Consider the following 24,527-nt stretch of genomic DNA (forward strand, 5'->3'; position numbering starts at 1 on the left):
TTTAGTTCTATGCGCTTCATTAGTCGTTTTGGTTCTTTACATATACTCAAACATCACTTTTGCGCATAACTGCAAACTGGTATCTTGCCTCCGCTCCGTTGGGAGTGCGCGGCCGTGCGCGCAGAATTGCCGAGGCAGTATCGGAGACTTCAGCAAGCGAAAAACGCAACTGGATCCGACCGGCCCAAGCCTGAGAACAGGACTTATATGTACGTATACGACGAGTACGATCAGCGGATCATCGAGGACCGCGTCAAGCAGTTCCGTGATCAGACCCGACGCTATCTGGCAGGCGAGCTGAGCGAAGAAGAATTCCGCCCCCTGCGCCTGCAAAATGGCCTTTATATCCAGCGCTTCGCGCCGATGCTGCGGGTGGCGGTGCCTTATGGCCAACTGACTTCGCGCCAGACGCGAATGATGGCCAAAGTTGCCCGCGACTATGACAAGGGCTACGCCCACATCAGTACCCGGCAGAACGTGCAGTTCAACTGGCCCGCCCTGGAAGACATCCCGGACATCCTGGCTGAACTGGCGACCGTGCAGATGCATGCGATCCAGACCAGCGGCAATTGCCTGCGCAACGTCACTACCGACCAGTTCGCCGGTGTCGCGGCCGATGAGTTGATCGATCCGCGTCCATGGTGCGAAATCGTCCGTCAGTGGACCACGTTCCACCCGGAATTCGCCTACCTGCCACGTAAATTCAAAATCGCCATCAACGGTTCGACGTCCGACCGTGCGGCCATCGAAGTCCATGACATCGGCCTTGAGCCGGTGCACAACGCCGCGGGCGAACTGGGTTTCCGTGTGCTGGTCGGTGGCGGCCTGGGCCGTACGCCAGTGGTGGGCGCGTTCATCAACGAATTTCTGCCATGGCAGGATCTGTTGAGCTACCTCGACGCCATCCTGCGGGTCTACAACCGCTATGGCCGTCGCGACAACAAGTACAAGGCGCGGATCAAGATTCTGGTCAAGGCCCTGACGCCTGAAGTCTTCGCGCAAAAAGTCGACGCGGAAATGGAACATCTTCGCGGTGGCCAGACCACATTGACCGACGCCGAAGTGCATCGCGTGGCCAAACACTTCGTCGATCCGGCCTACAAGGCTCTGGACAACCAGGCGGCCGAGCTGATCGAGCTCGACAAACAGCACCCGGGCTTCGCCCGCTGGCGCACCCGCAACACCCTCGCGCACAAAAAGCCGGGGTACGTGGCCGTGACGTTGTCTCTGAAGCCAACTGGCGTTGCGCCGGGCGACATCACCGACAAGCAGCTCGATGCCGTTGCCGACCTCGCCGATCGTTACAGCTTCGGTCAGCTACGCACTTCCCACGAGCAGAACATTATTCTGGCCGATGTCGAGCAGAGCCAATTATTCGCCCTGTGGAGCGAGTTGCGTGAGCAAGGTTTCGCCACGCCGAACATCGGCTTGCTGACTGACATCATCTGCTGCCCAGGCGGTGACTTCTGCTCCCTGGCCAACGCCAAATCGATCCCGATCGCCGAATCGATCCAGCGCCGCTTCGACGACCTGGACTACCTGTTCGACATTGGCGAGCTGGACCTGAACATCTCTGGCTGCATGAACGCCTGTGGTCACCACCACGTTGGCCACATCGGCATTCTCGGGGTGGACAAGAAAGGCGAAGAGTTCTATCAGGTGTCCCTGGGTGGCAGCGCCAGTCGCGACGCGAGCCTGGGCAAGATCCTCGGCCCGTCTTTCGCCCAGGAAGCCATGCCTGATGTGATCGAGAAGCTGATCGACGTGTACATCGAACAACGTACCGAAGACGAGCGCTTCATCGACACCTATCAGCGTATCGGCATCGACCTCTTCAAGGAGCGTGTCTATGCAGCGAATCATTAAGAACAACGAAGTCGTCGACGAGACCTGGCACCTGCTGCCCAAGGACTTCAATATCGACGAGATCACCAATTGCGACGACTACATCGTCCCGTTGCAGCTGTGGCGCGAACATGGCCGTATGCTCCTGGCCCGCGACGGCGGCCTGGGCATCTGGCTGGATGCCGATGAGGAAGCCGAGGAAATCGGTGAGGACGTGGCGCAGTTCCAGGTCATCGCCCTGAACTTCCCGGCATTTACCGATGGCCGCAACTACTCCAACGCCCGCTTGCTGCGCGACCGTTACGGTTTCAAGGGCGAATTGCGAGCCATTGGCGACGTGCTGCGTGACCAGTTGTTCTACATGCACCGCTGTGGTTTCGACGCGTTCGCCATTCGCCCCGACAAGGATCCGCACGAAGCCCTCGAAGGCCTCAAGGACTTCTCCGTGACCTATCAGGCCGCGACCGACGAACCGCTGCCGCTGTTCCGTCGCCGCTGACCGTCACGCCTTGAACCCTCTCAGGGTTCAAGGCTTTCCTTCGAAACGTCTAGTGCGCAGGAAACGGAATCGGCCGCCCCATGGCGATCCAATCGTGGTGCAGCCGGGCGCGATCCTCCAGTACGCCGAACAACCTGAACGGGTTTTGTGCATCGGCCAGCGTCGTTTCGACACAATGACTCAACCAGCCCCATAACTCCTCTGACGCATCAACTTCATGTAACAGTCGCCATACACGCGCTTGCAGCTCCCGGTAGCCGACCTGGAAATCCGCGGTCAGGCTCAACCCGTCCATTACCCGCAGAACAGCATTTCCCGAGGGTTTCGTCCACAGTCGCTCCCAGAGCTGGCGCCGGGTCGTGCGCAATGGCTCGTCAACTGCCTCGAGCCAGGATGACGCGCTGCCATAGTCGATCCCAGGCTGGTCGAGCCACAGATTGATGCCGGTGCGCTCGCGATGCTCGACCAGGCGCAGCAACGTTTCCTCGTCCGTCAGCGGATTGCCCCACAGCTTGACCCTGTCACGGGAGACCGCCTGATCCAGGACGTTGTAAGGAACCCGGCTGATGTGATTATCGCGCAGGTCCAGCGCGGTCATGCGTGGCTCCTCGGGGATGCCGATCGGGCAGTGGGTGATACCGGTGTTTTTCAGGTTCAGCACGTGCAAGTCGTTCATCCCCAGTACCACGGGAGCAGTGGCCAGGGGGTTGTCGCTCAGGTCCAGGGTCTGCAGTCTGGCCAGATTGCGAAACTGCGAAGCCGTGCTCTCCTTCAATTGCAGAAACGTCGACTTCAGGTTCAACGCTGTCAGGTGCTTCATTTCCAGGATCGGCGTGGGCAGCGCGCTCTCCAGCACATCGTCCATATTGAGCCGACGCAGGTCCAGCCGCTCCAGATTCAGAATCCGCAGATTCGGAAAACCCTCCAGAAAAGCATCAAGACTCTCGCGCGCGATCAGGTGCATTCCTTTCATCGACAGCTCGACGACTTCATCGAAACGAACGCTCATGTCCGGCAACCGATGATAGTCCTCGAAATCCAGGTCGAGCCTGTAGCCGACAAACTCCTCGCCGGACATAACCCTGGTTTCCTGGAGCGAGCGTTTCTGCCAGATGGCGATCAGATCGTCGGCCAGTTCACTGCGGGTTTCACGTTCGTACTCCAAGGTGTGCTCGAGCAATTGGGCATTGTGCGCCTCCACTTGCGCGGCGGTCATGTCCTGCGCCTCCGCATCGCCGGGCTGCAGAAACTCCAGGTCCATGTCATCGATATCATGCAGGGTCATATCGATCCACTCCTGCAGATTGAAATGCAACTGCTGCAACTGCAAATCCAGATGATCCAGCAGCACGTCCGCCCCGCTACCTGCCCGCAAAAGGAATTCATCGGTCTGCGCGTCGGTGAACTCCGGATAAACATCCTTGACCCTCAGGCGCATCGTTGCATGGGTCAGCGCCAGCCCCTGCGGGGTGTCGGGAAAACCGCCACCACGCAAACCCCAGCTGTCGAAAGGCAGCTTCGCATCCATCCGGTTCAGTCCAAGCATGAGTTCGGAGCGGGGCAATGCCCACTCCCCCAGGCGTTGCCGCAGGTCAGCCGCCGAGCTCAACGACAGTGTGCTGCGCTCCTCGATGGACAGCACATCGAATACAGCGGCGGGCAGGTCGACGCCTGCGACAGAATCGGCCAGTGCCGCAGATCGATATCGATCGCCCACCTTGATCAACCGGCGACAGTCGGGCACGCCGGGCGGGCCACAGCGATCCAGCACCCGCCCGCTGATCGAGCCTTCGAGCACTTCGATGCGCAGGCGACCGGGCCAACCGGACAGGCGCTTGAGCGAGTGCAAGGCGAGGACGTCAGCATCCGGATTGCGGGTTGAACGCAGGTACAGGCTTTCATAGGCACGGTTGAGCCTCACATGGCCTTGATATTCCCGTGCCTTGCTGTCCAGGCGCTTGATGACCGGCAGCGCCTCGGCGGGTTCGACCGCTTGGGCGATGTCGACGCCGGAGCGATCAAGGATCTGTTCCACGACGTTTTTCGGCAACCCGGGGTATTCGCGCTGCAACAGCCGAACCCATTCGTGCTCCGACTGCTGCAGCGCCTGATAACGACGACTGAACAGCTCGGCCCGCGCTTGCGGGTCAACCACCACTTCAAGCTCCTGGTCGAGCTTGAAGCGGCTGATGGTATCGGCCAACAAGGGAGTGGGCGGACGCCCCGCCTGCATCAGCCTCAGCAGATCGTCGTCGACGGTACTGACCTTGGCAATCTGGCTCAGCACTTCATCGCTGAACGTGGCAAGGGGCGCGCAGACACCGCGCATCAATTCCAGGCGTGAGACTGCCGTCGATGGCAGTTGCGGCGCAGCGGTGGCGATACCGGGCAACAGATGATCAGCCGGCTCGGTGACGGGCTTTGCGGGTTCACGCAGTGTTTTTTCCAGCGTCCCGGCGGTGGCGCGTTCGCCCTTCAAGGCGACTCCCGCTGCCGCCAGCGGCAGAGCATTAAGCAAACCGAATACCATGCGCGTTACGCCTGCGGAGCGCTCTTCCGGGGTTTTACCGTCCACGGCCTGCTCCAGGCCATAACCGGCGTCAATAATGCCGGCTAGCACCAGTAAGCCCTCGCCACCCGGGACAAACAGCGCCAGGGGGCCAAACTGGTTGATCCAATGCGCCACTGACTCGACCACCGTGCTCAGATGGTCGCGATTGACCTGGGCATCGCTACGGATGGTCTTGACGCTGGCCATGGCCCCTTGCTTCATGGCCAGTACCAATTGCGCAAACAGCTCGGTGCTGGCCGATGAGCGCTCGAAACCGATGTAGTCCTGCGGGTCCCAATACCCGTCATTGTTGAAAAAACCGGCATTCTTTTTCAGCCTGTGTTCTCGTGGATAAATCGCCATCCCCTCCAGTGCTGTCGATACCCCCGCATGGAAGGTGCCGTCCTCAAGGTCGTCCTCGGCAAAATGCGCGGCCAGGGCCTGTCGCGTATCGACCGCCCTGCCTTGCACCACGATCCACTCACGCATGTTGTGGACATCGGCGAACTCGTGCAAGGGCGAGGAATTGCCCGGGATGTAGAGCAGGACGCGGGTGTCGGGGCGATGGCGATAACACCAGATATCGGTCGCGGTGTAGCGATAAATCGTCAGGCGACTGGCCTCTATCGACGGGCCGGGACGGGTCGCTGCCTGCAGTTGCGTGAGCGTCAGTTCGCACCAGGTCTGTTCCGCCGGCAACCCTGCAGCCTGCATCGCCAGAGCAAAACCCTCCTGGCTCAGGCTGCCTTCCTGATGTTGCAGGCAGGCGCTCATGACAAATGCCGCCTTCACCGAGGTCCTCAGCGCACAGGGCTCGGCCCGCACGACCCGCTCATCCGAAGGCCAGACCTGATCGAGATACGTCTGGTAGCGGCTGCGCAAATCCAGTTCCCACACCCATTTCTTGAAGTCGGCCGGACTCAGTGCTATTTGCGTGCTCGGCCCGTAGACCTGCGGTGAAGTACACCGGTAGATACCTTCATAGTCCGTGTAGTAGTCCTTATCTTTGGCGGCGGGATTATTTACCGCATCCAAGACATGAAACGCAGGCCCCATGGCGGGAGGCGTAACAAAGCCGAACAGGTTTTCGTCGAAGCGACCATCGCCCAAGGTCTGATAATTTGCCAACAACGCCTGCACCAGGGTGCGTGAATTATTCACTTGTCCATAGAGGATACCGTCCTGGTCGGCGCTTGCACCGTAGTCGAGCGTCACTAGCAGCGTCGTGTACGGGTCGATTTCCTGCCCCCACTTGCCCTTGATCAATTGCGCGCCGAATTGTTCGGGGGATTGCGGCAAGGCTGTAGCGACCGCGGCTTCCAGTGCGCCAGCCACAGGTTGATCACGATGTGGTGCAGGGTTGTCATTAAGCGGGTGGTCATTCATGTGCATTCCGTTGCAGGGATTGAAGGAATGACAACATAGCGGGCGATCGTTGAGTCGGCAGCAGGAAAAATCGCCAATGTCGGGGGGAGAATTCGCAGAAAGCCACAAGAAATTGGGGGTTGAGAATTTACCGGAAAAAATGAAGCCGTAGCGGGCGCTACGGCTTCATTTTTCCCAAGGCGACCTGAAGCGTTACCAGAACCGCTGCTGTGTCAAACGGCTCCACCAGCCCAGCAACAGGCGATCGACCGAACCGCTGGCGGCCATGCCGATACGCTCCTGCAGACTTTTGCGTTCGGCGTAATGCAAGTGATAGAGCTCGGACTGTTTGGCGCGTTCGGCGAGGTATTCATCGCTGGTTTTGAGTTCATCCACCAATTGCTTGTCCAGCGCCGCAATGCCTAACCAGATTTCACCGGTGGCCACTTCGTCGATGGCCAGTTGCGGGCGATAGCGGGAAACGAAGTTCTTGAACAGCTGATGGGTGATGTCCAGGTCTTCCTGGAATTTTTCCCGGCCCTTCTCGGTGTTTTCACCGAACACCGTCAAGGTGCGCTTGTACTCACCGGCTGTCAGTACTTCGAAATCGATGTCGTGTTTTTTCAACAGGCGATTGACGTTGGGTAACTGCGCCACCACGCCGATCGAGCCGAGGATCGCGAACGGCGCACTGATAATCTTCTCGCCGATGCACGCCATCATGTAGCCGCCACTGGCCGCGACTTTGTCGATGCACACGGTCAACGGCACGCCGGCTTCACGAATCCGCGCCAGTTGCGAAGACGCCAGACCATAACTGTGGACCATGCCGCCGCCGCTCTCGAGACGCAGCACCACTTCATCCTTCGGCGTGGCGAGGGTCAGCAGCGCGGTAATTTCGTGGCGCAGGCTCTCAGTGGCCGACGCCCTGATGTCACCGTCGAAATCCAGCACGAACACCCGCGGTTTGACCTCGGGTTTCTTCTTTTGCTTTTTATCGGTTTTAGCCTGGGATTTGCGCAAGGCCTTGAGCTGATCCTTGTCGAGCAAGGTTTGCTCCAGGCGTTCGCGCAGCCCTTTGTAGAAATCATTGAGTTTGCTGACTTGCAGCTGCCCGGCCGACTTGCGCCGACCTTTGCTGCGCAATGCCGCAAAACTGGCCAGGACCACCAGAATGGCGATCACCAGAGTCACGGTCTTGGCCAGAAAAATGGCGTATTCGAACAAAAGCTCCACAGGGACTCCTTCAATCAATGCGCGGATTAAACACGCGCGGGATAGCTCCAGCATACCCATCCGCCGGCCCCACGGCCAGCCGTGAAACCTCTGGCAACAGGCCTGTAACGGGCATTTCAAACAAGCGTATGTTTTTTCATTGACAGCTCCCCGCCATCCTCATAACCTCGCCAAACCTTCAACGTACCGGGATGACGCGGACGTGGGCAGCATCTACTTGATTCGACATGGCCAGGCCTCCTTCGGTGCAGACGACTACGACGTCCTGTCGCCGACCGGTATTCGCCAGGCAGAACTCCTCGGCCAGCACCTGGCTGAACTCGGTGTCAACTTCGATCGCTGTCTGTCAGGCGACCTGCGCCGCCAGCAACACACCGCCAACAGCGCGCTGGAACAATTCGCCGCCGTCGGGGTGCCGGTGCCGGTGCTGGAAATCGATTCCGCCTTCAACGAATTCGATGCCGACGCAGTGATCCGTGCCCTGCTGCCGGCCATGTTGGAGGACGAGCCCCAAGCGCTGGACATCCTGCGCAACGCCGCACAAAACCGTGCCGAGTTCCAACGCATTTTTGCTTTGATCATCGAGCGCTGGCTTGCCGGTACCTATGACACACCGGGCCTTGAGAGCTGGCTGGGTTTTGTCGAACGCGTGCAGGCCGGTCTGCATCGATTGCTCGAACACGCCGACAACACCCAGAAAATCGCCGTGTTTACCTCTGGCGGTACCATCACTGCCCTGCTCCATCTCATTACGCAAATGCCCGCAAAGCAGGCCTTTGAACTGAACTGGCAAATCGTCAACACCTCGCTCAACCTGCTCAAGTTTCGGGGTCGCGAGGTGGCCCTGGCTTCCTTCAACAGTCATGCACACCTGCAACTGCTGAAGGCCCCGGAACTCATCACGTTTCGTTGAGTCCGGATTATTGTGACCCTGGTTGTAACCACCCAGCTCTTATTACCCAAGAAAGGATCGAACCATGACCTCCGTAGCTGATGCCGTACAAGCAATGAAAGCCAAGTTCAACCCAGCCGCTGCTGCCGGTCTGAACCTGGTCTTCGGTTTCCGCATCGACGACACCAAGAACTTCTCGCTGATCGTCAAAGACGGCACCTGCGAACTGCAAGAAGGCGAGAACCCGGACGCACAGGTCACTCTGGTAATGGACGGCGAAACCCTGCAAGGCATCGTCGACGGTTCGACCGACGGCATGCAAGCGTTCATGGGCGGCAAACTGCGCGCTGAAGGCGATATGATGCTGGCCATGAAACTGTCCGAGCTGTTCCCCGGCTAAGCACGCCGCGCCCGTCTTTCGGGAGCGCGTCTGGCTGCAAACGAATCCCGCCCCTTGTGGCGGGATTCGTCGTTTTCGCCCTCGAAAAACGGTTATCTACGGATTTGCCGACTATATTCTTTCTGGCCGCATGCGTCAGACATCGGCTGTTGACCCCGCTTCTTTGTGAAGAACTTTGTGGAGAGCGCTGCCGTGAGCCCACCTGACGAGCACAATGACTTCAGTCGTCGCCGTGTATTGCAAGGTCTTTCGGCAGGCGCCGTCGGTGCCTGGGTCAGCCCACTATTCGCAGGGAGTAAAACCATGCCCGATGCCCCGGCCGATCTGATTCTTTACAACGGACGCCTGCACACCGTCGACCGCAAGAAACCCCAGGCCAGTGCCGTCGCGATCAAGGACGGACGCTTCGTGGTGGTCGGCAGCGATGCCCAGGCCATGGCGCTGCAAGGCCCCGGCAGCCAAATCATCGACCTGCACGGGCGCACGGTGATTCCCGGTCTCAACGACTCCCACCTGCACTTGATCCGTGGCGGCCTGAACTACAATCTCGAACTGCGCTGGGAAGGTGTGCCATCCCTGGCCGATGCCCTGCGTATGCTCAAGGATCAGGCCGATCGCACGCCCACGCCGCAATGGGTGCGAGTGGTCGGAGGCTGGAACGAATTCCAGTTTGCCGAGAAGCGGCTGCCGACGATTGAAGAACTGAACAAGGCCGCGCCGGACACTCCGGTGTTCGTCCTGCACCTTTACGACCGCGCCCTGCTCAACCGTGCCGCGCTAAAAGTGGTCGGTTATACCCGCGACACGCCGAACCCGCCGGGCGGCGAGATCCAGCGCGATGCCAATGGCGACCCCACCGGCATGCTGATCGCCCGCCCCAATGCAATGATCCTTTACTCGACCTTGGCCAAGGGGCCGAAGCTGCCGTTGGAATACCAGGTCAACTCGACCCGTCAGTTCATGCGCGAACTCAATCGGCTAGGCGTCACCAGTGCCATCGACGCCGGCGGCGGTTATCAGAATTACCCGGACGATTATCAAGTCATCCAGCAACTGGCCAAAGACCAACAGCTCACGGTGCGCATTGCCTACAATTTGTTCACCCAAAAACCCAAGGAGGAGCTGACCGATTTCAAAAACTGGACCAGCACCTCCCATTACGGCCAAGGCGATGACTTCCTGCGGCACAACGGCGCCGGGGAAATGCTGGTGTTCTCCGCAGCGGATTTCGAAGACTTCCTCGAACCCCGCCCCGACCTGCCGCAAACCATGGAGCAGGAGTTGGAGCCGGTGGTGCGGCATCTGATGGAACAGCGCTGGCCCTTCCGCTTGCACGCCACCTACAACGAATCCATCAGCCGCATGCTCGACGTGTTCGAGAAGGTCAATCAGGATATTCCGTTCGACGGCTTGCCATGGTTCTTCGATCACGCCGAAACCATCACCCCACGGAACATTGAACGGGTTAAAGCCCTCGGTGGCGGCATCGCCATCCAGGACCGCATGGCATTTCAGGGTGAATACTTTGTCGACCGTTACGGCGCGAAGGCAGCCGAAGCGACACCACCGATCGCGCGCATGCTCGCCGAGGGTGTGCCGGTGGGCGCTGGCACCGATGCCACACGCGTGTCCAGCTACAACCCCTGGACCTCAATGTACTGGCTGGTCAGCGGTCGCACCGTCGGCGGGCTGGCGCTGTACCCGCAAGGCTTGAGCCGCGATACGGCGCTGGAACTGTTCACCCACGGCAGCGCCTGGTTTTCCTCCGAACAAGGCAAAAAGGGCCAGATCAAGGTCGGGCAACTGGCGGATCTGATCGCACTATCGGCGGATTACTTTCACATTGAAAATGAGGCCATCAAATGGATCGAGTCGGTGTTGACCATAGTCGACGGCAAGATCGTCTACGGCAGCGTCGAATTCGAAAAACTGGGACCGCCGCCCATCCCGGTGATCCCCGAATGGTCCCCCGTGGTGAATGTACCGGGACACTGGAAACCACTGGCGCCACTGACCGCGCAAGTGCACCAGTGTGTAGGCGCTTGCGCGGTGCATGCCCACAGCCATGAACGGGCGCGGTTGTCGTCAGCGCCGGTCAGTGACTTTCAAGGGTTCTGGGGCGCGTTTGGCTGTTCGTGTTTTGCGTTCTGAACAAAATATCTCCAAACGTCATCCACATTAAATCCTAAGTAATTAGGCCGGGCAGTGAAATCTGTGGCGAGGGAGCTTGTCGGAACGCCGCACCGTCCCGCCCGGCTGCGCAGCAGTCGTAAACCATCCGATGAGTGCATCTGAAGAACTGCAGTGGCAGGTTTTGGGGCCGCTTCGCGCCCCTGCGGGAGCAAGCTCCCTCGCCACAGACGGTATCCGCTGGCGGCGCCTGCTCTTACAATGCCCGCACCCTCCCTCATTGGCCTGCCCATGGACCTCGACCTCGCCCGCACCTTTCTGGAAATCGTCCGCCATGGCAGCCTGGCCGCGGCGGCTGAAAAACTGCATGTCACTCAGACCGCGATCACTGCCCGCGTGCAAAAACTCGAAAGTCAGCTCGGCAGTACGCTGTTCGTGCGCAACCGCGCCGGAGCGCGCCTGACGCCGAATGGCGAAGCCTTTGTGGTTTACGCCAATCAACTGGTGCAAACCTGGGAAGCAGCCCGTCGGGATTTGCCGCTACCCGAAGGTTACCGTGACGTGCTGCACATCGGTGGCGAGGTCAGTCTGTGCAACCCGTTGATGCTCAGCTGGGCCGGCGAGCTGCGCGAGAAAATTCCCAGCCATGCCCTGCGCATGGAAATCCGCGATGGCGAAAACCTGCTGCGGCAACTGGAGCTGGGGGTGCTGGATGCGGCGCTGGTCTATCAACCCGAGTACTGGCCACGTCTGCAAGTGGAGCAGGTACTGGAAGAAAAACTCATCCAGGTACGCCTGGCCGGACAGCCCGATCCATACGTGTATATCGACTGGGGTCCGGACTTCCGTCGTCAGCACGATGCCGCCTTGCCGGAAAAAGCCAAGGCGGCCCTGAGTTTCAACCTCGGGCCGCTGGCGTTGCAATACATCCTGGAAAACGGCGGTAGCGGTTATTTCCGTACTCGCGTGGTCCAGAGCTACCTGGAAACCGGCGTACTGGAACAAGTGCCCAAAGCCCCAGAGTTCAGCTATCCGACTTACCTGGTTTATTCCCGGGACCGCGACTCGGCGACCCTGCAACGAGCCTTCGATTTGCTGCGCGAAGTCATCAAGTCGGACGACGACTGGTCCCAACGCTGGAACCCGTTGACCTGACGCCAAACAGGCGTCTTGCACCCGTGCACGGCGCTTGTGTCCTCAAGGTTGGGCCAGCCTCTGTGGGTTGCCGGGCGATTGCGATCAACGCGGATCCATCTCACCCTCACGTACCGAATTGCCTGTCTCTTCGCGCACTCGCTCCGGGTCGATGTCAGTGAGGTCATCCTGTTCCAGAGGCGTTACACCCTCATTGTCCGGCAGTTCATCAAGGCCCGATTCATCCTCGGGGTTGGCGGTGGTACGTCCAGGACTCAGGGGTTCTGGACGTGTCGGGATCGGGTCGTAGCCACCCTGTTCTTCGCTGGGGTACTTTTCTTTATGGGGAAAGGCTGGATGGGGCATGGGGCACCTCGCATGAAGCCGTAATGTCGGGCTCTGATCGTTCGAGGTGCCGGTATTTATCCCCGTTCCAATTTTTCAGTCACCGGTCGTCGGTCGCTCGATATGGCACATCAGGACGATGCCTGAAGTTGTTTGACGATCTTGTCCTTGACCTGCAAGCGCTTCTCTTTGAGCTTCTTCACTGCGTCATCGCTGGGCGCATCTGATTGTGCGGTCTCAGCCTTCACCACCTCCGCGTCCGCCTGGGAGTACTTGTTGATCAGTGAATCCAGTAACGGATCCTTGGTGCGTTTTTGCTGGATTTCTTCCTTTGAAAGCTTCAGATCCTGATACAGATCATGAGTCACCGGCATGGAACACCTCCGTTGGTTAATCGGTAGCAAACGCGATCGATTGCGCTCGCCAGCTATCAGAATGGCCTTGCTCACCGTGTTCTGTCGACCGTCTATCAGACCAGCGGTGTCCGTTCGTCGTCCTGTCGCAAGCGCGATAAAACCTTTGCACAAGCGCTCGCCTCCATTGATTAACGATCATCTGGATCGCCCATAAACCCTGTGTGGAGAATGACCGATGGACGGATTCAATCTGCGTCACCTCGCCCTGGCCGTAGCCTTGAGTACCAGCATGGGCACGGCTTTTGCCGCCACCTCCAACGACTTTGTCGATGACGCGACTGAAGGCGGTATCGCCGAAGTCGAAATCAGCAAACTGGCTCTGGAAAAAAGCTCATCGGCCGACATCAAGGCGTTCGCCAACATGATGATCACCGATCATTCCAAAGCCAATGATGAACTGGCCGCACTGGCGAAAAAGCATGACATCGAAGTGCCGGATACGACGACGATGGTCAAACAGGCCAAGGAAAAAATTCTCGACCTGCGCGATGAATCCTTTGACGCAGCCTATGCCGACAATCAGGTGAAGGCTCACGAAGAAACCATCAAACGGTTCAAAAAAGAAGCCAACACAGTGACGGACGACAAAACCAAAGGCGCCACCGAGCTTAAGGCCTTCGCGCAAAAAATGTTGCCTGCGCTGGAAAAACACCTGGGTATGGCGAAAAAACTCCAGGCTGCTCATCCCGATAAATAATCCCCACAGGAACAAGGCTTACCCCGTGATCGCTCGTGGGTAAGCCTTGATGCCAGTCAGTTAGCGGCCTACAGGCCTCAACCACCCAGCACGCTGCGGGTCATGCTCAACAGCGCTTCAGGGCTATAAGGTTTGCTCAGCAGATAAGTGTCGGGACTGAGCTGGTGATTGCGCGAAATAATGTCCCGGGTGTGGCCGGAGGTAAAAAGCACCGCCACCGCAGGGTTCTGCACCTTGGCCCAGGCGGCCAGGTCCGAGCTTTTGATCAAACCGGGCATGACCACATCAGTGAAGATCAGGTCCACCGCCACGCCATCAAGCAACATCTGCATGGCCAGGTCACCATTGGCCGCGGTCAGAACCTGATAGCCCTCTTCGCGCAACAGGTCCACCACCGAGCCACGCACCGCCTCGTTGTCCTCGACCACCAGAATCGTTTCGTGCCCGCGCCGATGCAGCGGATCATGGCGCATTGTTTCACCGGGTAACGGGCGCAAGCTGCGCGGAAAATATAGCTGCACCCGAGTGCCTTGCCCCACGATGCTGGAAATTTCTATATGCCCGCCACTCTGTTTGACGAAACCGAACACCATGCTCAAACCCAGGCCGGTGCCCTGGCCGTCAGCCTTGGTGGTAAAAAACGGTTCGAAGGCCTGTGCGAGCACTTGAGGCGTCATGCCGACACCCGTGTCAGCCACCGCCACGCAAACATAGTCACCGGCAACGATGCCTTTGCCTGTGCAAAATTTGTGGTCCAGAGCAATGTTCTCGGCATTCAGGGCAATGGTGCCCTCGCCGTTCATGGCATCTCGGGCGTTGATCGCGAGGTTGAGAATGGCATTTTCCAGCTGATTGCGGTCCACGTAGAGATGCCACGGATTGTCAGGCGCCGTCACTTTGATCTGGATAGTCTCTCCCAGCGCCCGCTGCAACAATTCTCCCAGCCCGTCGAAGATCTGCCGTGGATCGCAGACCGCCGGGGACAGAGGCTGACGACGGGCGAACGCGAGCAATTGCGAAGACAGTTTGGCACCGCGCTCGACCGCGGCAATTGACGCACTGACCCGGCGTTGCACGTTGGCGTTGTCCGGCTCGTGGCGTGCCAACAAATGCAGGTTGCCGGCAATCACCTGCAACAAGTTGTTGAAGTCATGGGCCACGCCGCCGGTGAGACCGCCGATGGCTTCGAGTTTCTGCGACTGACGCAACTGCTCTTCGGCCGTCAGCCGCGCGTCGACTTCGTCAGCGACTCGCTGCTCCAGGTTGCGGGTGAACTTGAGCAACGATTCTTCGGCAGTCTTGCGTTCGTGGATGTCAATCAACACCCCGGGAAAGCGGAACGCCTCACCTTGCTCATTGAACTCACAACACCCGCTGGCGAGCACCCACAGGTAACTGCCATCGGGACGTAGAACCCGGTATTCGGCGTTATAGGGTACGCCGGTTTCCACCGACTGATTGATCCGTTCCTGAACCCAACTGCGGTCGTCGGGATGTATCTGCATTTCAGCGATGAGCGGTGCCAGATTGGCCAGATCCTGGTCCGGCGGGTAGGAAAACGTGCGAGCGAATCGTTCGTCGGCAGACAGCACGTCCGCCTTGATGTCCCAGACGAACGAACCGAGCAAAGCCCCGGCATTGAGGGCCAGGCGTACCCTTTCGTTGTCGGCGCGATAGGCGTTTTCGGCTTCCTGACGACGGCGTTCGGAAATCACATGATCCGTGGTTTCAACCACCATCGCCATGACTCCAGCGGGACACCCGTCATCATTGGCAACCGGACTGTAGTAAAGGTCCATCCAGACGTCTTCGGGGACACCGTCACGCAACAACACCAATGCTTTGTTGTGATAGGACAAAGTGCCACCCGCCAGGCAGGTGTCCACCACATGCCGATTGAATTCTGCAACCTCTGGCCAGCCCAACTCTACCGGGCAGCCCAGCAGATAAGGATGGCGTCCACCGGCAAATCTCGAGTAGGCATCGTTATAGATCATGTAACCGGGCCGGCCCCATAGCATCACCATCGGCAGGGGTGAGGCGAGCAATAACTGCACCGCGCCACACAGGCTTGCGGGCCAGGTATCGATGCACCCGAGCTCGGTCAGGCTCCAGTCGAACGCGCGAATGCGTCCGGCCATTTCGCCGCTCCAACCGTTACATCCGTGGCTATTATCTAGAAACTGCATCGACTGGCCTATTATGTCCTGTGAATGACATGTTTTCAGGCGGTGCAACGGCGTGAGGAGACGGTGCGTGCCCGTTTGTTTCGAGCACCGCCGACGCCAATGGTTTCATAGAGGTATAGCTGATTATCGATCGGCCCCTGCAGCGACCGGCAATCGAGTGACCGACACGGTCTCCGAAGGAGCTGCCGCAGGTGACGTATCCACCAGGTTCAGCGGAAATCCCGGCTGCGTACATGGATGCCGTCGAGCAATGAACTCAAGTCGCTCAAGCGTCCGGCAATCAGGTGCCGCACCTCGCCTTCCTTTTCCCAACGCCCATCGACCTTGAGCAATTGTCCGCCGACCAGTACCTGCCGTTGCCGTTCGGCCAAGTCGCGCCAGACCACCACGTTGACGTTGCCGAACTCGTCTTCAAGCGTCACGAAGGTCACGCCGCTGGCGGTGCCCGGGCGTTGCCGGCCGGTCACCAACCCGGCGACGCTGACCGGCCGGCCGTGCTCGACATCCATAAGTTCTTTCGAACTGCGGCAACGCCGGGCTTTCAATTCACCCCGCAGCAAAGCCAGCGGATGCGGCCCGAGGGTGGTGCCGACACTGTTGTAATCGGCTTGCAGGTCTTCGCCCACGGTGGGTTTGGGCAGAGACACCGCCGGCTCTTCCTGGCTCGGCAAACCGGCAAACAAGCCGAGCTGTTTCTGCACCCCCGCCACCTCCCAGCGCGCCCGATGCCGGTCACCGGCCAGCCCGCGCAACGCACCGGCATCGGCCAGTTGCTCCTGGGCGCGAGCATCGAGTCGCGCCCGTTCGCCAAGGTCGGCGATGTCGGCAAACGCCCCCTTCGACCGTGCAAATTCAATGCGCCTGGCATCGTCCTCGCGAAAGCCTTTGATCATCCGCAACCCCATGCGAATGGCCGGCTGCGCGCCGGTGATCGGTTCCAGGCTGCAATCCCAGTCACTGGCCCGCACGTCCACCGGACGAATCTGCAAATGATGCCGGCGGGCATCCTGAAGAATCTGATCCGGGCTGTAGAAACCCATGGGCCAACTATTGATCAGCGCACAGGCGAAGGCCGCCGGCTCGTGGCATTTCAACCAGCAACTGGCATAGGTCAGCAAGGCGAAACTGGCGGCGTGGGATTCGGGAAAACCGTAATTGCCGAAACCTTTGATCTGCTCGAAGATCTGCGCGGCGAACTCCGCCGTGTAGCCGTTTTTCTTCATCCCCTGCGCCAGACGCTCCTTGTGCGGTTCCAGTCCGCCATGGCGTTTCCAGGCGGCCATGGAGCGGCGCAATTGATCGGCCTCGCCGGGGCTGTAGTCGGCGGCAACAATCGCAATCTGCATCACCTGTTCCTGGAACAGCGGCACGCCCAAGGTGCGTTTGAGCACCACTTCGAGTTCTTTCGATGGGTAGATCACCTCTTCTTCGCCCTTACGCCGCCGCAGATAGGGATGCACCATTCCGCCCTGAATCGGCCCCGGCCGAACGATCGCCACCTCGATCACCAGATCGTAGAAATTCTTGGGCTTGAGCCTGGGCAGCATCGACATCTGTGCCCGGGATTCGATCTGGAACACTCCGATGGTGTCCGCATGACCAATCATCTCGTAGGTTTGCGGGTCTTCGGCCGGCACCGTCGCCAGGCTCAGGTCGCGCCCACGGTGTCGACGCAGCAGATCGAAACAACGACGAATCGCGCTGAGCATGCCCAACGCGAGGATATCGACCTTGAGCAACCCGACCGCGTCCAGATCGTCCTTGTCCCACTGGATGATGGTGCGCTCGGCCATGGCGGCGTTTTCCACCGGCACCAGACTGTCCAGGGGTTGTTCGGAAATCACGAAACCGCCTGGGTGCTGGGACAGGTGCCGGGGGAAACCGATCAACTGCCCCGTCAGGCTCAACACCCGGCGCAACACCGGGCTATCGGGATCGAAACCTCCTTCACGCAGGCGCTCGACGGGCGGCGCCTGATCACTCCAGTGACCGCAACAGTCGGCCAGGGCGTTGACCTGATCGGGCGGCAAACCCAGTGCCTTGGCCACATCGCGGACTGCGCCGGCACCGTGGTAGGTACTGACCACCGCCGTCAGCGCTGCACGGGTGCGACCATAACGCTGAAACACGTATTGCAGGACTTCTTCACGTCGCTCGTGTTCAAAATCCACGTCGATGTCTGGCGGCTCGTTGCGCTCTTTGGAGAGAAAACGCTCGAACAGCAGCGTGCTCCGCTCTGGATCGATCTCCGTGATCCCCAGCACGTAGCACACCGCCGAGTTGGCCGCAGAACCACGCCCCTGACAGAGAATGTGTTGCTGGCGGGCGAAATTCACAATGTCATGAACCGTCAGGAAATAACTTTCGTACTCCAGCTCGGCAATCAGCTCCAGCTCCTTGTCGATCTGCGCCAACACCTCGGCCTTAGGACCTTTTTCCCAGCGCCAGCGAATACCCTTTTCAGTCAAGGCTCGCAGCCAGGATGTGGCCGTATGCCCTTCAGGTACCAGCTCCCGGGGATACTGATAACGCAACTGACCAAGGTCGAACGTGCAGCGCCGGGCGATGCTCAGTGTTTCGTCGAGCAGTGCCTGCGGGTAGAGATCGCGCAAAGCGTCGAGGCCACGCAAATGCCGTTCGCCATTGGGGTGCAGACGCAACCCGGCCTCAGCCACCGACAGGTGATAGCGGATCGCGGTCATGGTGTCCTGCAAGGCACGCCGGCCGCGGGCATGCATATGCACATCGCCGCTGGCCACCGCCGGGATCCGCAGTTCCCGCGCCAGAGTCAGCAACGCCGCCAGTCGTCGGGTGTCGTCCTGCCCGCGATGTAACTGAACACTCAGCCAGAGGCGCTCGGCGAAGGTCTGCTTCAGCCAGTGGCCCTGCTCAAAGTCATCGACGGCGTCCGGTACCCATAACGCCAACAGCCCCGGCAACGGCTCGCCGAAATCCTCCCGCAGCACCTGATACTGGCCTTTCTGCGTACGGCGTCTGGCGCGGGTAATCAGGCGGCACAGGGTTTGATAACCCTCGAGGTTTTCCACCAGCAGTACCAGTTTCGGACCGTTTTCGATGCGTATTTCACTGCCGATGATTAGCGGCAATTCCACGGCCTTGGCCGCCTGCCAGGCACGGACAATACCCGCCAGGGTGCATTCGTCGGTGATCGCCAACGCTTGATAGCCCTGCTTTTTCGCCCGCTGAAAAAGCTCAAGCGCACTGGAAGCACCACGCTGGAAACTGAAGTTCGACAGGCAGTGCAGCTCCGCGTAATCGACATTCATGCGAACCAGCCTTGCAGCCACAACGGACCGCCTTCACCCACCGTCCGATAGGCCCAGCCCTGCTGACCGGAGCGGGTTTCGATCAGGTAGTAATCGCGGCGCACGTCGTCGCCGTCCCACCAGCCCGACTCGATGCGTTCCGGTCCCATGAGGATGCGCGTCGAACCTTCGTGTACTGCCTGCGGTTCAGTTAGTAGCCAGCCCGGGCGTTGCACGGCAGGCAGCACCCCACAGGTCTGGCTGTCGACACTGGCCTGCCACGCGCATTCCGGGCGGTGATCGGCCTGGAACCGCAAGCCCTGCACCGCGTCATCCCCCAGCCGTGCGCGCAAGCGTTCGCGCAGCTGTTCCCAAGGCAAGGATTGCTGCGGACGATCATCGAACAGTTCCTGGTACTGGGGCACAAAGGCCGGTAGCTCTTCGGCGCGCAGACGAAAACCGCGCACCGGCGCCTCGACCTGAACCTGTTCCAGCCGCCCCCGGGCCAGTTCGAACAGCATCGCCGGATCGCGCTCGGCGCTGAGCAGGCCGACCTTGATCAGCGTGTCTGGCAACCCGGCGTGCTCCAGGTGCAGGTAGAAGCGCTGCACACCGCTGTCCCGCCCGCAGAGAAACACCGACAGATCGCCCGTCAGCCTGCGCAACGGAAACAGCAATGCCTGATGGGATTGCACATCGAAGTTGAGTTCGATGCGCACGTCGAAACGGTCCGGCGGCAGGTAAAACGCCAGCGCCAGCCGTCGCTCGCCGAACAGGGTGTCCAGATGCTTGAGTACCTGAGCCTCGAAACGCCGGGCCAGGCTATGTCGTGGCAGTGCCTGTACCTGACTCAAAGTGCGCAGCCCCATGCGCGATAACGCCGTGGCAACGCTTGGCTCCAGTGCAATCCGGTCGACGGGCAACTGCCCCAGGTGGTGGTGCAAGACTTCATTGTCCGGCACCACCAGACCGTCATAAACGTTGGCCAGCACCCGCGCCGCCACTGGGTTGGGCGCGGCGACAATCCGGTGACGAAACCCCAGCTCGCCGAGTTCGGCCCGCAATCGCGCCTCGAACTGCGGCCAGGGCCCGAACAAGCCCAGGCTCGATTCGATTTCAAACACCACGGCGCGCGGGTAATGCACGCTGACCTGAGCGCTGAACCGATAGGCCCAGGCGGCCAGGAATTGCTGCCAGTGTTCGATCTCAGCGGCGTCATATTCGGCGGTGACAAAACTTTTGCTCAGGGCCTGGGCGGCGCTCATCGATTGGCCGGGCCGCAAACCCAGCGCTCGCGCCGAACCGTTAACGGCTTGCAGCACCCGACGCTGGGCCGGACCGGTCAGCAGCGCCAGCGGTTCGTCAGGGTCGGGGCGCTGACGCAGTACCGCGTCCAGCGCCAATTGCGGGAAGAGAATGCAAACCCAGCGCATGGCAACCTCAATGCCCGACGGCAAAAGCAATCGGCGCCGAACGGGCCAGCCCGCCCCGGCACTTGAGCACCCGCAACTGCGCAGGTTTGGCGTCGATGGCGATGCGCAAGGCCGCTGGTGACGGGTTGATGGCTTCACTGATCGAGCGATAGGCGAACGCCAATGTCTGACCGGTTTCCGCCGCCACCTGCAAACGTCGCAATGCTCGATCATCGGCCTTGTGCGGCCAGCACAACACCGCCCCGCAACTGCCCGAACGCAGGCATTGTTCCGCCGCCCACAGCGCATCGCGCTCGCTGGCCTGGATGATCGACAGTTGCCGCAGATCGACCCCGGCGTTCTGCCAGGCCTGGGGATACGGCACGTAAGGCGGCGCCACCAGCACGATACGCTCCCCCGCCGCCGACAGCCGCGCCAGTGCCGGCCACACCAGTTGCAACTCACCCACGCCTTGCCCGGACAACAGAATTTCAGTCAGCGCCGCTTCCGGCCAGCCGCCCGTGGGCAATGCCGCATCCAGCGCCGCATGCCCCGTGGGTTGCGGGCTGACGGCCGGTGGCGCAGGCCGGCCCTTCCAGACTTGGCCGCCATTGAACAACATATCCAACGCAACGACGGCGCCCATCACCCTTGCCTCACCAGACCGCAGAACACGCCTTCGATGGCCAGATCCTGATCGGCTCGAACAATGATCGGCTGGTAAGCCGGATTACGCGGTAACAGGCGAACAGAATCGCCGACCCGCTCGAAACGCTTGATGGTGACTTCGCCGTCGAGCCGCGCCACGACGATCTGGCCGTTGACCGCTTCGGGATTGCGCCGCACGCCCACCAGATCGCCGTCGAGAATGCCGTCCTCGATCATCGAATCGCCCTGGACCCGCAGCATGTAATCCGGCACCCGCGAGAAGATCGACGGATCAAGCAGCAAACGGCTGTGGACCTCGGCATCGGCACCGATCGGCGCACCGGCCGCCACTCGACCGAGTACCGGAACATCCAGCAGTTCGGGCCGCGACGGTTGATTCAGCAGCCGGATACCGCGCGCCTGATGCGCATTGACCTCGATAAAACCGGCCTCGGTCAGCGCCAGCACGTGCTTGCGCGCCACGCTACGGGAGGCGAAACCAAAGGCCTCACTGATTTCAGCGAGGCTCGGGGGCTGACCGTGTTCGGCGATGCGATCGCGGATGAAGGTCAGGATAGCGGTACGGCGGGGAGTTAAAGTTGTCATGGAGTACATTTGTACTCTTTTGGGTTTTACCTGACAAGGACCGCCAGTCAGCTTAGCCCGCGAGAAGCTGGAAACCCTGCGATGTCTTTGATAGAAGCGACCGTTTTGGCGGTCGCCCATCGATGGCTCGGGTTCTTTCAGCTGCGCTTGGGGTTTAGCCGATGCGCAATGCGCGCAGGTCGAGGCGACCGTCCTTGAGCGGCGGACACCAATAATAGCCGCCGGTGATCGGCCGGCTGATGCGATACAGCCCGTCGGTGATGCCGTCTTCCAGACCGCTCATGCGCCGCAACTGGGATTCGAATGCGTCGAGGGAAAAACCGAAGGCCAGGAACATCAGGCCGGCGCGATCGCCTTCGATCCACGGCATCGAGCGACGAACCACGAAAGCTTCGGGTGTGAAGCTTTCCTGGGCGGTGCGTTTGACATGAGCGGAGATTGGCGCATCGTCGAGTTCTTCGTTGTCGCTCAGGCGCCGCCCCATGATGTTGTCCTTCTCCTGGGACGGCATCGCGTGAAAGCCTTTCAAATCATGCTGCCACTGCTGAATCGCGGCGAAGCTGCCACCGACCAGTCCCTCAGCGCCTTCGCCCAGCAGGGCTGCGGCTACAGCAGCTTCGTCGTGAGGGTTTTCGGTGCCGTCTTCGTAACCGGTCAGGTCGTGGCCGGTCATGTGACGGAAGGTTTCATTCATCTGCACCAGACGCAGGGCCGGTGCCAATGCAGCTTCGATCGCGTGGCTGCGATTGAGCAATTCACCGCGGTCAACGCCATGCAGCCAGCACCAGAGCGCGTGTTGGGTCGACGGGTTGTCGACGCCGACACCGACCAGCGCAGGAAAAGCGCGTAGCCCGTCGATCTGCGCGTGCAATGCCTTGACCAGGGATTCACCGAAACCGACGACCGCCGACTTTCCGTCCACCAGGCGCATCAGGTTATCCAGCGCAGCCGGTAGTGCCTCGGCAGATTCAAGGGCGAAGAACATATGACGAGCTTGAGGCGGAACGGGGGTGGCGAGAATGCCCGGCTGGTAGTAACTCATATGAACTCCTTCAGAAAGAGTACGAAGTTTAACCGGGGGATCGTTATTTGTGTGTTTTCAGGGCAAAAGATCGCAGTTGCTACAGGCTTTCATGACTGGATGAGCCGACAGATTGGCACTTCACAACGCCGAGCCAAAAGATCATAAGATGATCCATGACAAGCGCGTCCGAGGCCTGCTAAAACGATTCATCCGTGCATCACCCAATCCAGACGGGGTAGCGATATGACCACAGCACCAATCCTTGGCAACCTGTTTCCCACCGCCGACAACGTCCCGGAAAAATACCGCCTCAACGGCCCGACCGAGCAGCGCGAATACCTGGTCGATGGCGAACTGAAAACCTGGTCCGGGCCCCTCGCCCAAGTCCGTAGCCCGGTGTACCTGAGGGCGGCGAATGGCGATGAACAGGTCATTCTCGGCAGCACGCCGCTACTCGATGCCGAGACCGCACTGACCGCTCTGGACGCCGCCGTCCGCGCCTATGATCGGGGCCAGGGCCTATGGCCGACCCTGCGCGTGGCCGAGCGTATCCAGCACGTCGAAACCTTCCTGGCTCGCATGCGCGAACAGCGCGAGGCGGTGGTCAAGTTGCTGATGTGGGAGATCGGCAAAAACCTCAAGGACTCGGAAAAAGAGTTCGACCGCACCTGCGACTACATCGTCGACACCGTCAACGCCCTCAAGGAACTCGACCGCCGCTCCAGCCGCTTCGAACTGGAACAGGACACCCTCGGCCAGATCCGCCGCGTTCCGTTGGGCGTGGCGTTGTGCATGGGACCTTACAATTACCCGCTGAACGAAACCTTCACCACGCTGATTCCCGCGCTGATCATGGGCAACACCGTGGTGTTCAAACCGGCCAAGCTTGGTGTGCTGTTGATTCGCCCGCTGCTCGAAGCGTTCCGCGACAGCTTCCCGGCCGGGGTGATCAACGTCATTTACGGCAGCGGCCGCGAGACCGTCAGTGCGCTGATGGCCAGCGGCAAGATCGATATCTTTGCGTTCATCGGCACCAACAAGGCCGCCAGCGACCTGAAAAAACTCCACCCAAGGCCTCACCGCCTGCGCGCGGCGCTGGGCCTGGACGCGAAAAACCCCGGCATTGTTTTGCCGGAGGTCGATCTGGACAATGCTGTGAACGAAGCTGTCACCGGCGCCCTGTCGTTCAACGGCCAGCGCTGTACCGCGCTGAAAATCCTCTTCGTCCATGAAGACGTGGTCGAGGCGTTCATCGAGAAATTCAACACCAAACTCGCCGCCCTCAAACCCGGCATGCCGTGGGACAGTGGCGTGGCCCTGACGCCATTGCCGGAATCAGGCAAGGTCGACTATCTGCACACGCTGGTGGCGGACGCGGTCAGCAAAGGTGCAGCCGTGGTCAACCCCAACGGTGGTGAGTCCCGCGCATCGTTCTTCTACCCGGCCGTGTTGTACCCGGTGACACCGCAGATGCGTGTCTACCAGGAAGAACAGTTCGGCCCGGTCGTGCCGATCGTGCCCTACCGTCATCTGGACACCGTGATCGATTACGTCCTGGAATCCGACTTCGGCCAGCAACTGAGCATCTTCGGCACCAACCCGGTGGCGGTCGGCAGGCTGGTGGACACCTTCGCCAATCAGGTCGGCCGGATCAACCTCAACACCCAGTGCCAGCGCGGTCCGGACACTTATCCGTTCAACGGTCGCAAGAACTCCGCCGAAGGCACGCTGTCGGTGCACGATGCGCTGAGAGTGTTCTCGATTCGGACCCTGGTGGCGACCAAATTCCAGGAAAGCAGCAAAGAGCTCATCAGCGAGATCATCAGCGGACGAAACTCGAGCTTCCTGACCACCGACTACATCTTCTGAGGT

Annotated in this window: 18 protein-coding genes; 8 read left to right on the top strand and 10 right to left on the bottom strand. The window is 60.1% G+C overall.

The features are described 5' to 3' along the window. Positions 1-207: 207 nt before the first annotated feature. Both LOY56_RS15465 and LOY56_RS15470 read left to right on the top strand, forming a co-directional pair. Positions 208-1,866, top strand: coding sequence for a nitrite/sulfite reductase (locus LOY56_RS15465; RefSeq protein ID WP_258615320.1), 1,659 nt, complete (start codon positions 208-210; stop codon positions 1,864-1,866). Beyond that, positions 1,850-2,344 carry a DUF934 domain-containing protein gene (locus LOY56_RS15470; RefSeq protein WP_258615323.1) on the top strand — a complete coding sequence of 165 codons (495 nt, stop codon included), beginning with the start codon at positions 1,850-1,852 and terminating at the stop codon, positions 2,342-2,344. Before LOY56_RS15465 ends, LOY56_RS15470 begins: the two co-directional genes overlap by 17 nt. 49 nt (positions 2,345-2,393) lie before the next feature. On the opposite strand, the gene LOY56_RS15475 is transcribed toward LOY56_RS15470, so the two are convergent. Then, positions 2,394-6,281, bottom strand: coding sequence for a dermonecrotic toxin domain-containing protein (locus tag LOY56_RS15475; RefSeq protein ID WP_258615326.1), 3,888 nt, complete (start codon positions 6,279-6,281; stop codon positions 2,394-2,396). A gap of 192 nt (positions 6,282-6,473) precedes the next feature. Further along, positions 6,474-7,496, bottom strand: a complete 1,023-nt coding sequence (sohB, locus tag LOY56_RS15480) for a protease SohB (RefSeq protein WP_258615328.1) — start codon at positions 7,494-7,496, stop codon at positions 6,474-6,476. 202 nt (positions 7,497-7,698) lie between these two features. On the opposite strand from sohB, the gene LOY56_RS15485 reads away from it, so the two are divergent. From LOY56_RS15485 to LOY56_RS15500, 4 genes are all read left to right on the top strand, one after another. Beyond that, complete coding sequence (locus LOY56_RS15485; RefSeq protein ID WP_258615329.1) at positions 7,699-8,409, top strand: histidine phosphatase family protein; 711 nt, start codon at positions 7,699-7,701, stop codon at positions 8,407-8,409. A 64-nt stretch (positions 8,410-8,473) separates the two neighbouring features. After that, a complete protein-coding gene (locus LOY56_RS15490; RefSeq protein ID WP_258615330.1) occupies positions 8,474-8,788 on the top strand; it encodes an SCP2 sterol-binding domain-containing protein in 315 nt (104 codons plus the stop codon). 303 nt (positions 8,789-9,091) lie between these two features. After that, a complete protein-coding gene (locus LOY56_RS15495) occupies positions 9,092-10,939 on the top strand; it encodes an amidohydrolase (protein ID WP_258622683.1) in 1,848 nt (615 codons plus the stop codon). Positions 10,940-11,209: 270 nt separating this feature from the next. Further along, the gene (locus LOY56_RS15500; protein WP_258622685.1) at positions 11,210-12,073 is read left to right on the top strand and encodes a LysR family transcriptional regulator; all 864 of its coding nucleotides are present in this window, start codon (positions 11,210-11,212) and stop codon (positions 12,071-12,073) included. Positions 12,074-12,157: 84 nt separating this feature from the next. Here the strand turns inward: LOY56_RS15500 and LOY56_RS15505 are convergent, their stop codons facing one another. Both LOY56_RS15505 and LOY56_RS15510 read right to left on the bottom strand, forming a co-directional pair. Continuing rightward, entirely contained in the window at positions 12,158-12,418 is a 261-nt protein-coding gene (locus tag LOY56_RS15505; RefSeq protein WP_258615331.1) for a hypothetical protein, read from the bottom strand. Between the two features lie 110 nt (positions 12,419-12,528). Further along, positions 12,529-12,771, bottom strand: a complete 243-nt coding sequence (locus LOY56_RS15510; protein ID WP_258615332.1) for a DUF465 domain-containing protein — start codon at positions 12,769-12,771, stop codon at positions 12,529-12,531. A gap of 217 nt (positions 12,772-12,988) precedes the next feature. On the opposite strand from LOY56_RS15510, the gene LOY56_RS15515 reads away from it, so the two are divergent. Next, positions 12,989-13,510, top strand: coding sequence for a DUF4142 domain-containing protein (locus LOY56_RS15515; protein WP_258615333.1), 522 nt, complete (start codon positions 12,989-12,991; stop codon positions 13,508-13,510). A 77-nt stretch (positions 13,511-13,587) separates the two neighbouring features. On the opposite strand, the gene LOY56_RS15520 is transcribed toward LOY56_RS15515, so the two are convergent. The 6 genes from LOY56_RS15520 to LOY56_RS15545 form a co-directional block, all read right to left on the bottom strand. Continuing rightward, positions 13,588-15,699, bottom strand: a complete 2,112-nt coding sequence (locus LOY56_RS15520; protein ID WP_258615335.1) for a PAS domain-containing sensor histidine kinase — start codon at positions 15,697-15,699, stop codon at positions 13,588-13,590. A gap of 209 nt (positions 15,700-15,908) precedes the next feature. Next, complete coding sequence (locus LOY56_RS15525; protein ID WP_408980339.1) at positions 15,909-19,007, bottom strand: error-prone DNA polymerase; 3,099 nt, start codon at positions 19,005-19,007, stop codon at positions 15,909-15,911. Then, the gene (locus tag LOY56_RS15530; RefSeq protein ID WP_258615337.1) at positions 18,983-20,398 is read right to left on the bottom strand and encodes a DNA polymerase Y family protein; all 1,416 of its coding nucleotides are present in this window, start codon (positions 20,396-20,398) and stop codon (positions 18,983-18,985) included. The genes LOY56_RS15525 and LOY56_RS15530 overlap by 25 nt, the downstream gene beginning before the upstream one ends. 7 nt (positions 20,399-20,405) lie before the next feature. Further along, positions 20,406-21,023 carry a translesion DNA synthesis-associated protein ImuA gene (gene imuA / locus LOY56_RS15535; protein WP_258615338.1) on the bottom strand — a complete coding sequence of 206 codons (618 nt, stop codon included), beginning with the start codon at positions 21,021-21,023 and terminating at the stop codon, positions 20,406-20,408. After that, the gene (gene lexA / locus LOY56_RS15540; protein ID WP_258615339.1) at positions 21,023-21,640 is read right to left on the bottom strand and encodes a transcriptional repressor LexA; all 618 of its coding nucleotides are present in this window, start codon (positions 21,638-21,640) and stop codon (positions 21,023-21,025) included. The genes imuA and lexA overlap by 1 nt, the downstream gene beginning before the upstream one ends. A gap of 145 nt (positions 21,641-21,785) precedes the next feature. Beyond that, positions 21,786-22,673: a Dyp-type peroxidase gene (locus LOY56_RS15545; protein WP_258615340.1), complete on the bottom strand. Its 888-nt coding sequence runs from the start codon at positions 22,671-22,673 to the stop codon at positions 21,786-21,788. A gap of 225 nt (positions 22,674-22,898) precedes the next feature. On the opposite strand from LOY56_RS15545, the gene LOY56_RS15550 reads away from it, so the two are divergent. Continuing rightward, positions 22,899-24,524, top strand: a complete 1,626-nt coding sequence (locus LOY56_RS15550) for an NADP-dependent glyceraldehyde-3-phosphate dehydrogenase (RefSeq protein WP_258615343.1) — start codon at positions 22,899-22,901, stop codon at positions 24,522-24,524. The last annotated feature ends 3 nt before the right edge of the window (positions 24,525-24,527 follow it).

This window comes from Pseudomonas sp. B21-048 (assembly GCF_024748615.1).
Taxonomy (GTDB): domain Bacteria; phylum Pseudomonadota; class Gammaproteobacteria; order Pseudomonadales; family Pseudomonadaceae; genus Aquipseudomonas.

Bases quoted from the DNA above. Each gene is read 5' to 3' on its own strand.
- LOY56_RS15465 (WP_258615320.1), top strand. From the start codon at position 208: ATGTACGTATACGACGAGTACGATCAGCGGATCATCGAGGACCGCGTC.
- LOY56_RS15470 (WP_258615323.1), top strand. From the start codon at position 1,850: ATGCAGCGAATCATTAAGAACAACGAAGTCGTCGACGAGACCTGGCAC.
- LOY56_RS15475 (WP_258615326.1), bottom strand. From the start codon at position 6,281: ATGAATGACCACCCGCTTAATGACAACCCTGCACCACATCGTGATCAA.
- LOY56_RS15490 (WP_258615330.1), top strand. From the start codon at position 8,474: ATGACCTCCGTAGCTGATGCCGTACAAGCAATGAAAGCCAAGTTCAAC.
- LOY56_RS15495 (WP_258622683.1), top strand. From the start codon at position 9,092: ATGCCCGATGCCCCGGCCGATCTGATTCTTTACAACGGACGCCTGCAC.
- LOY56_RS15500 (WP_258622685.1), top strand. From the start codon at position 11,210: ATGGACCTCGACCTCGCCCGCACCTTTCTGGAAATCGTCCGCCATGGC.
- LOY56_RS15505 (WP_258615331.1), bottom strand. From the start codon at position 12,418: ATGCCCCATCCAGCCTTTCCCCATAAAGAAAAGTACCCCAGCGAAGAA.
- LOY56_RS15510 (WP_258615332.1), bottom strand. From the start codon at position 12,771: ATGCCGGTGACTCATGATCTGTATCAGGATCTGAAGCTTTCAAAGGAA.
- LOY56_RS15515 (WP_258615333.1), top strand. From the start codon at position 12,989: ATGGACGGATTCAATCTGCGTCACCTCGCCCTGGCCGTAGCCTTGAGT.
- LOY56_RS15520 (WP_258615335.1), bottom strand. From the start codon at position 15,699: ATGCAGTTTCTAGATAATAGCCACGGATGTAACGGTTGGAGCGGCGAA.
- LOY56_RS15530 (WP_258615337.1), bottom strand. From the start codon at position 20,398: ATGCGCTGGGTTTGCATTCTCTTCCCGCAATTGGCGCTGGACGCGGTA.
- imuA (WP_258615338.1), bottom strand. From the start codon at position 21,023: ATGGGCGCCGTCGTTGCGTTGGATATGTTGTTCAATGGCGGCCAAGTC.
- lexA (WP_258615339.1), bottom strand. From the start codon at position 21,640: ATGTACTCCATGACAACTTTAACTCCCCGCCGTACCGCTATCCTGACC.
- LOY56_RS15545 (WP_258615340.1), bottom strand. From the start codon at position 22,673: ATGAGTTACTACCAGCCGGGCATTCTCGCCACCCCCGTTCCGCCTCAA.
- LOY56_RS15550 (WP_258615343.1), top strand. From the start codon at position 22,899: ATGACCACAGCACCAATCCTTGGCAACCTGTTTCCCACCGCCGACAAC.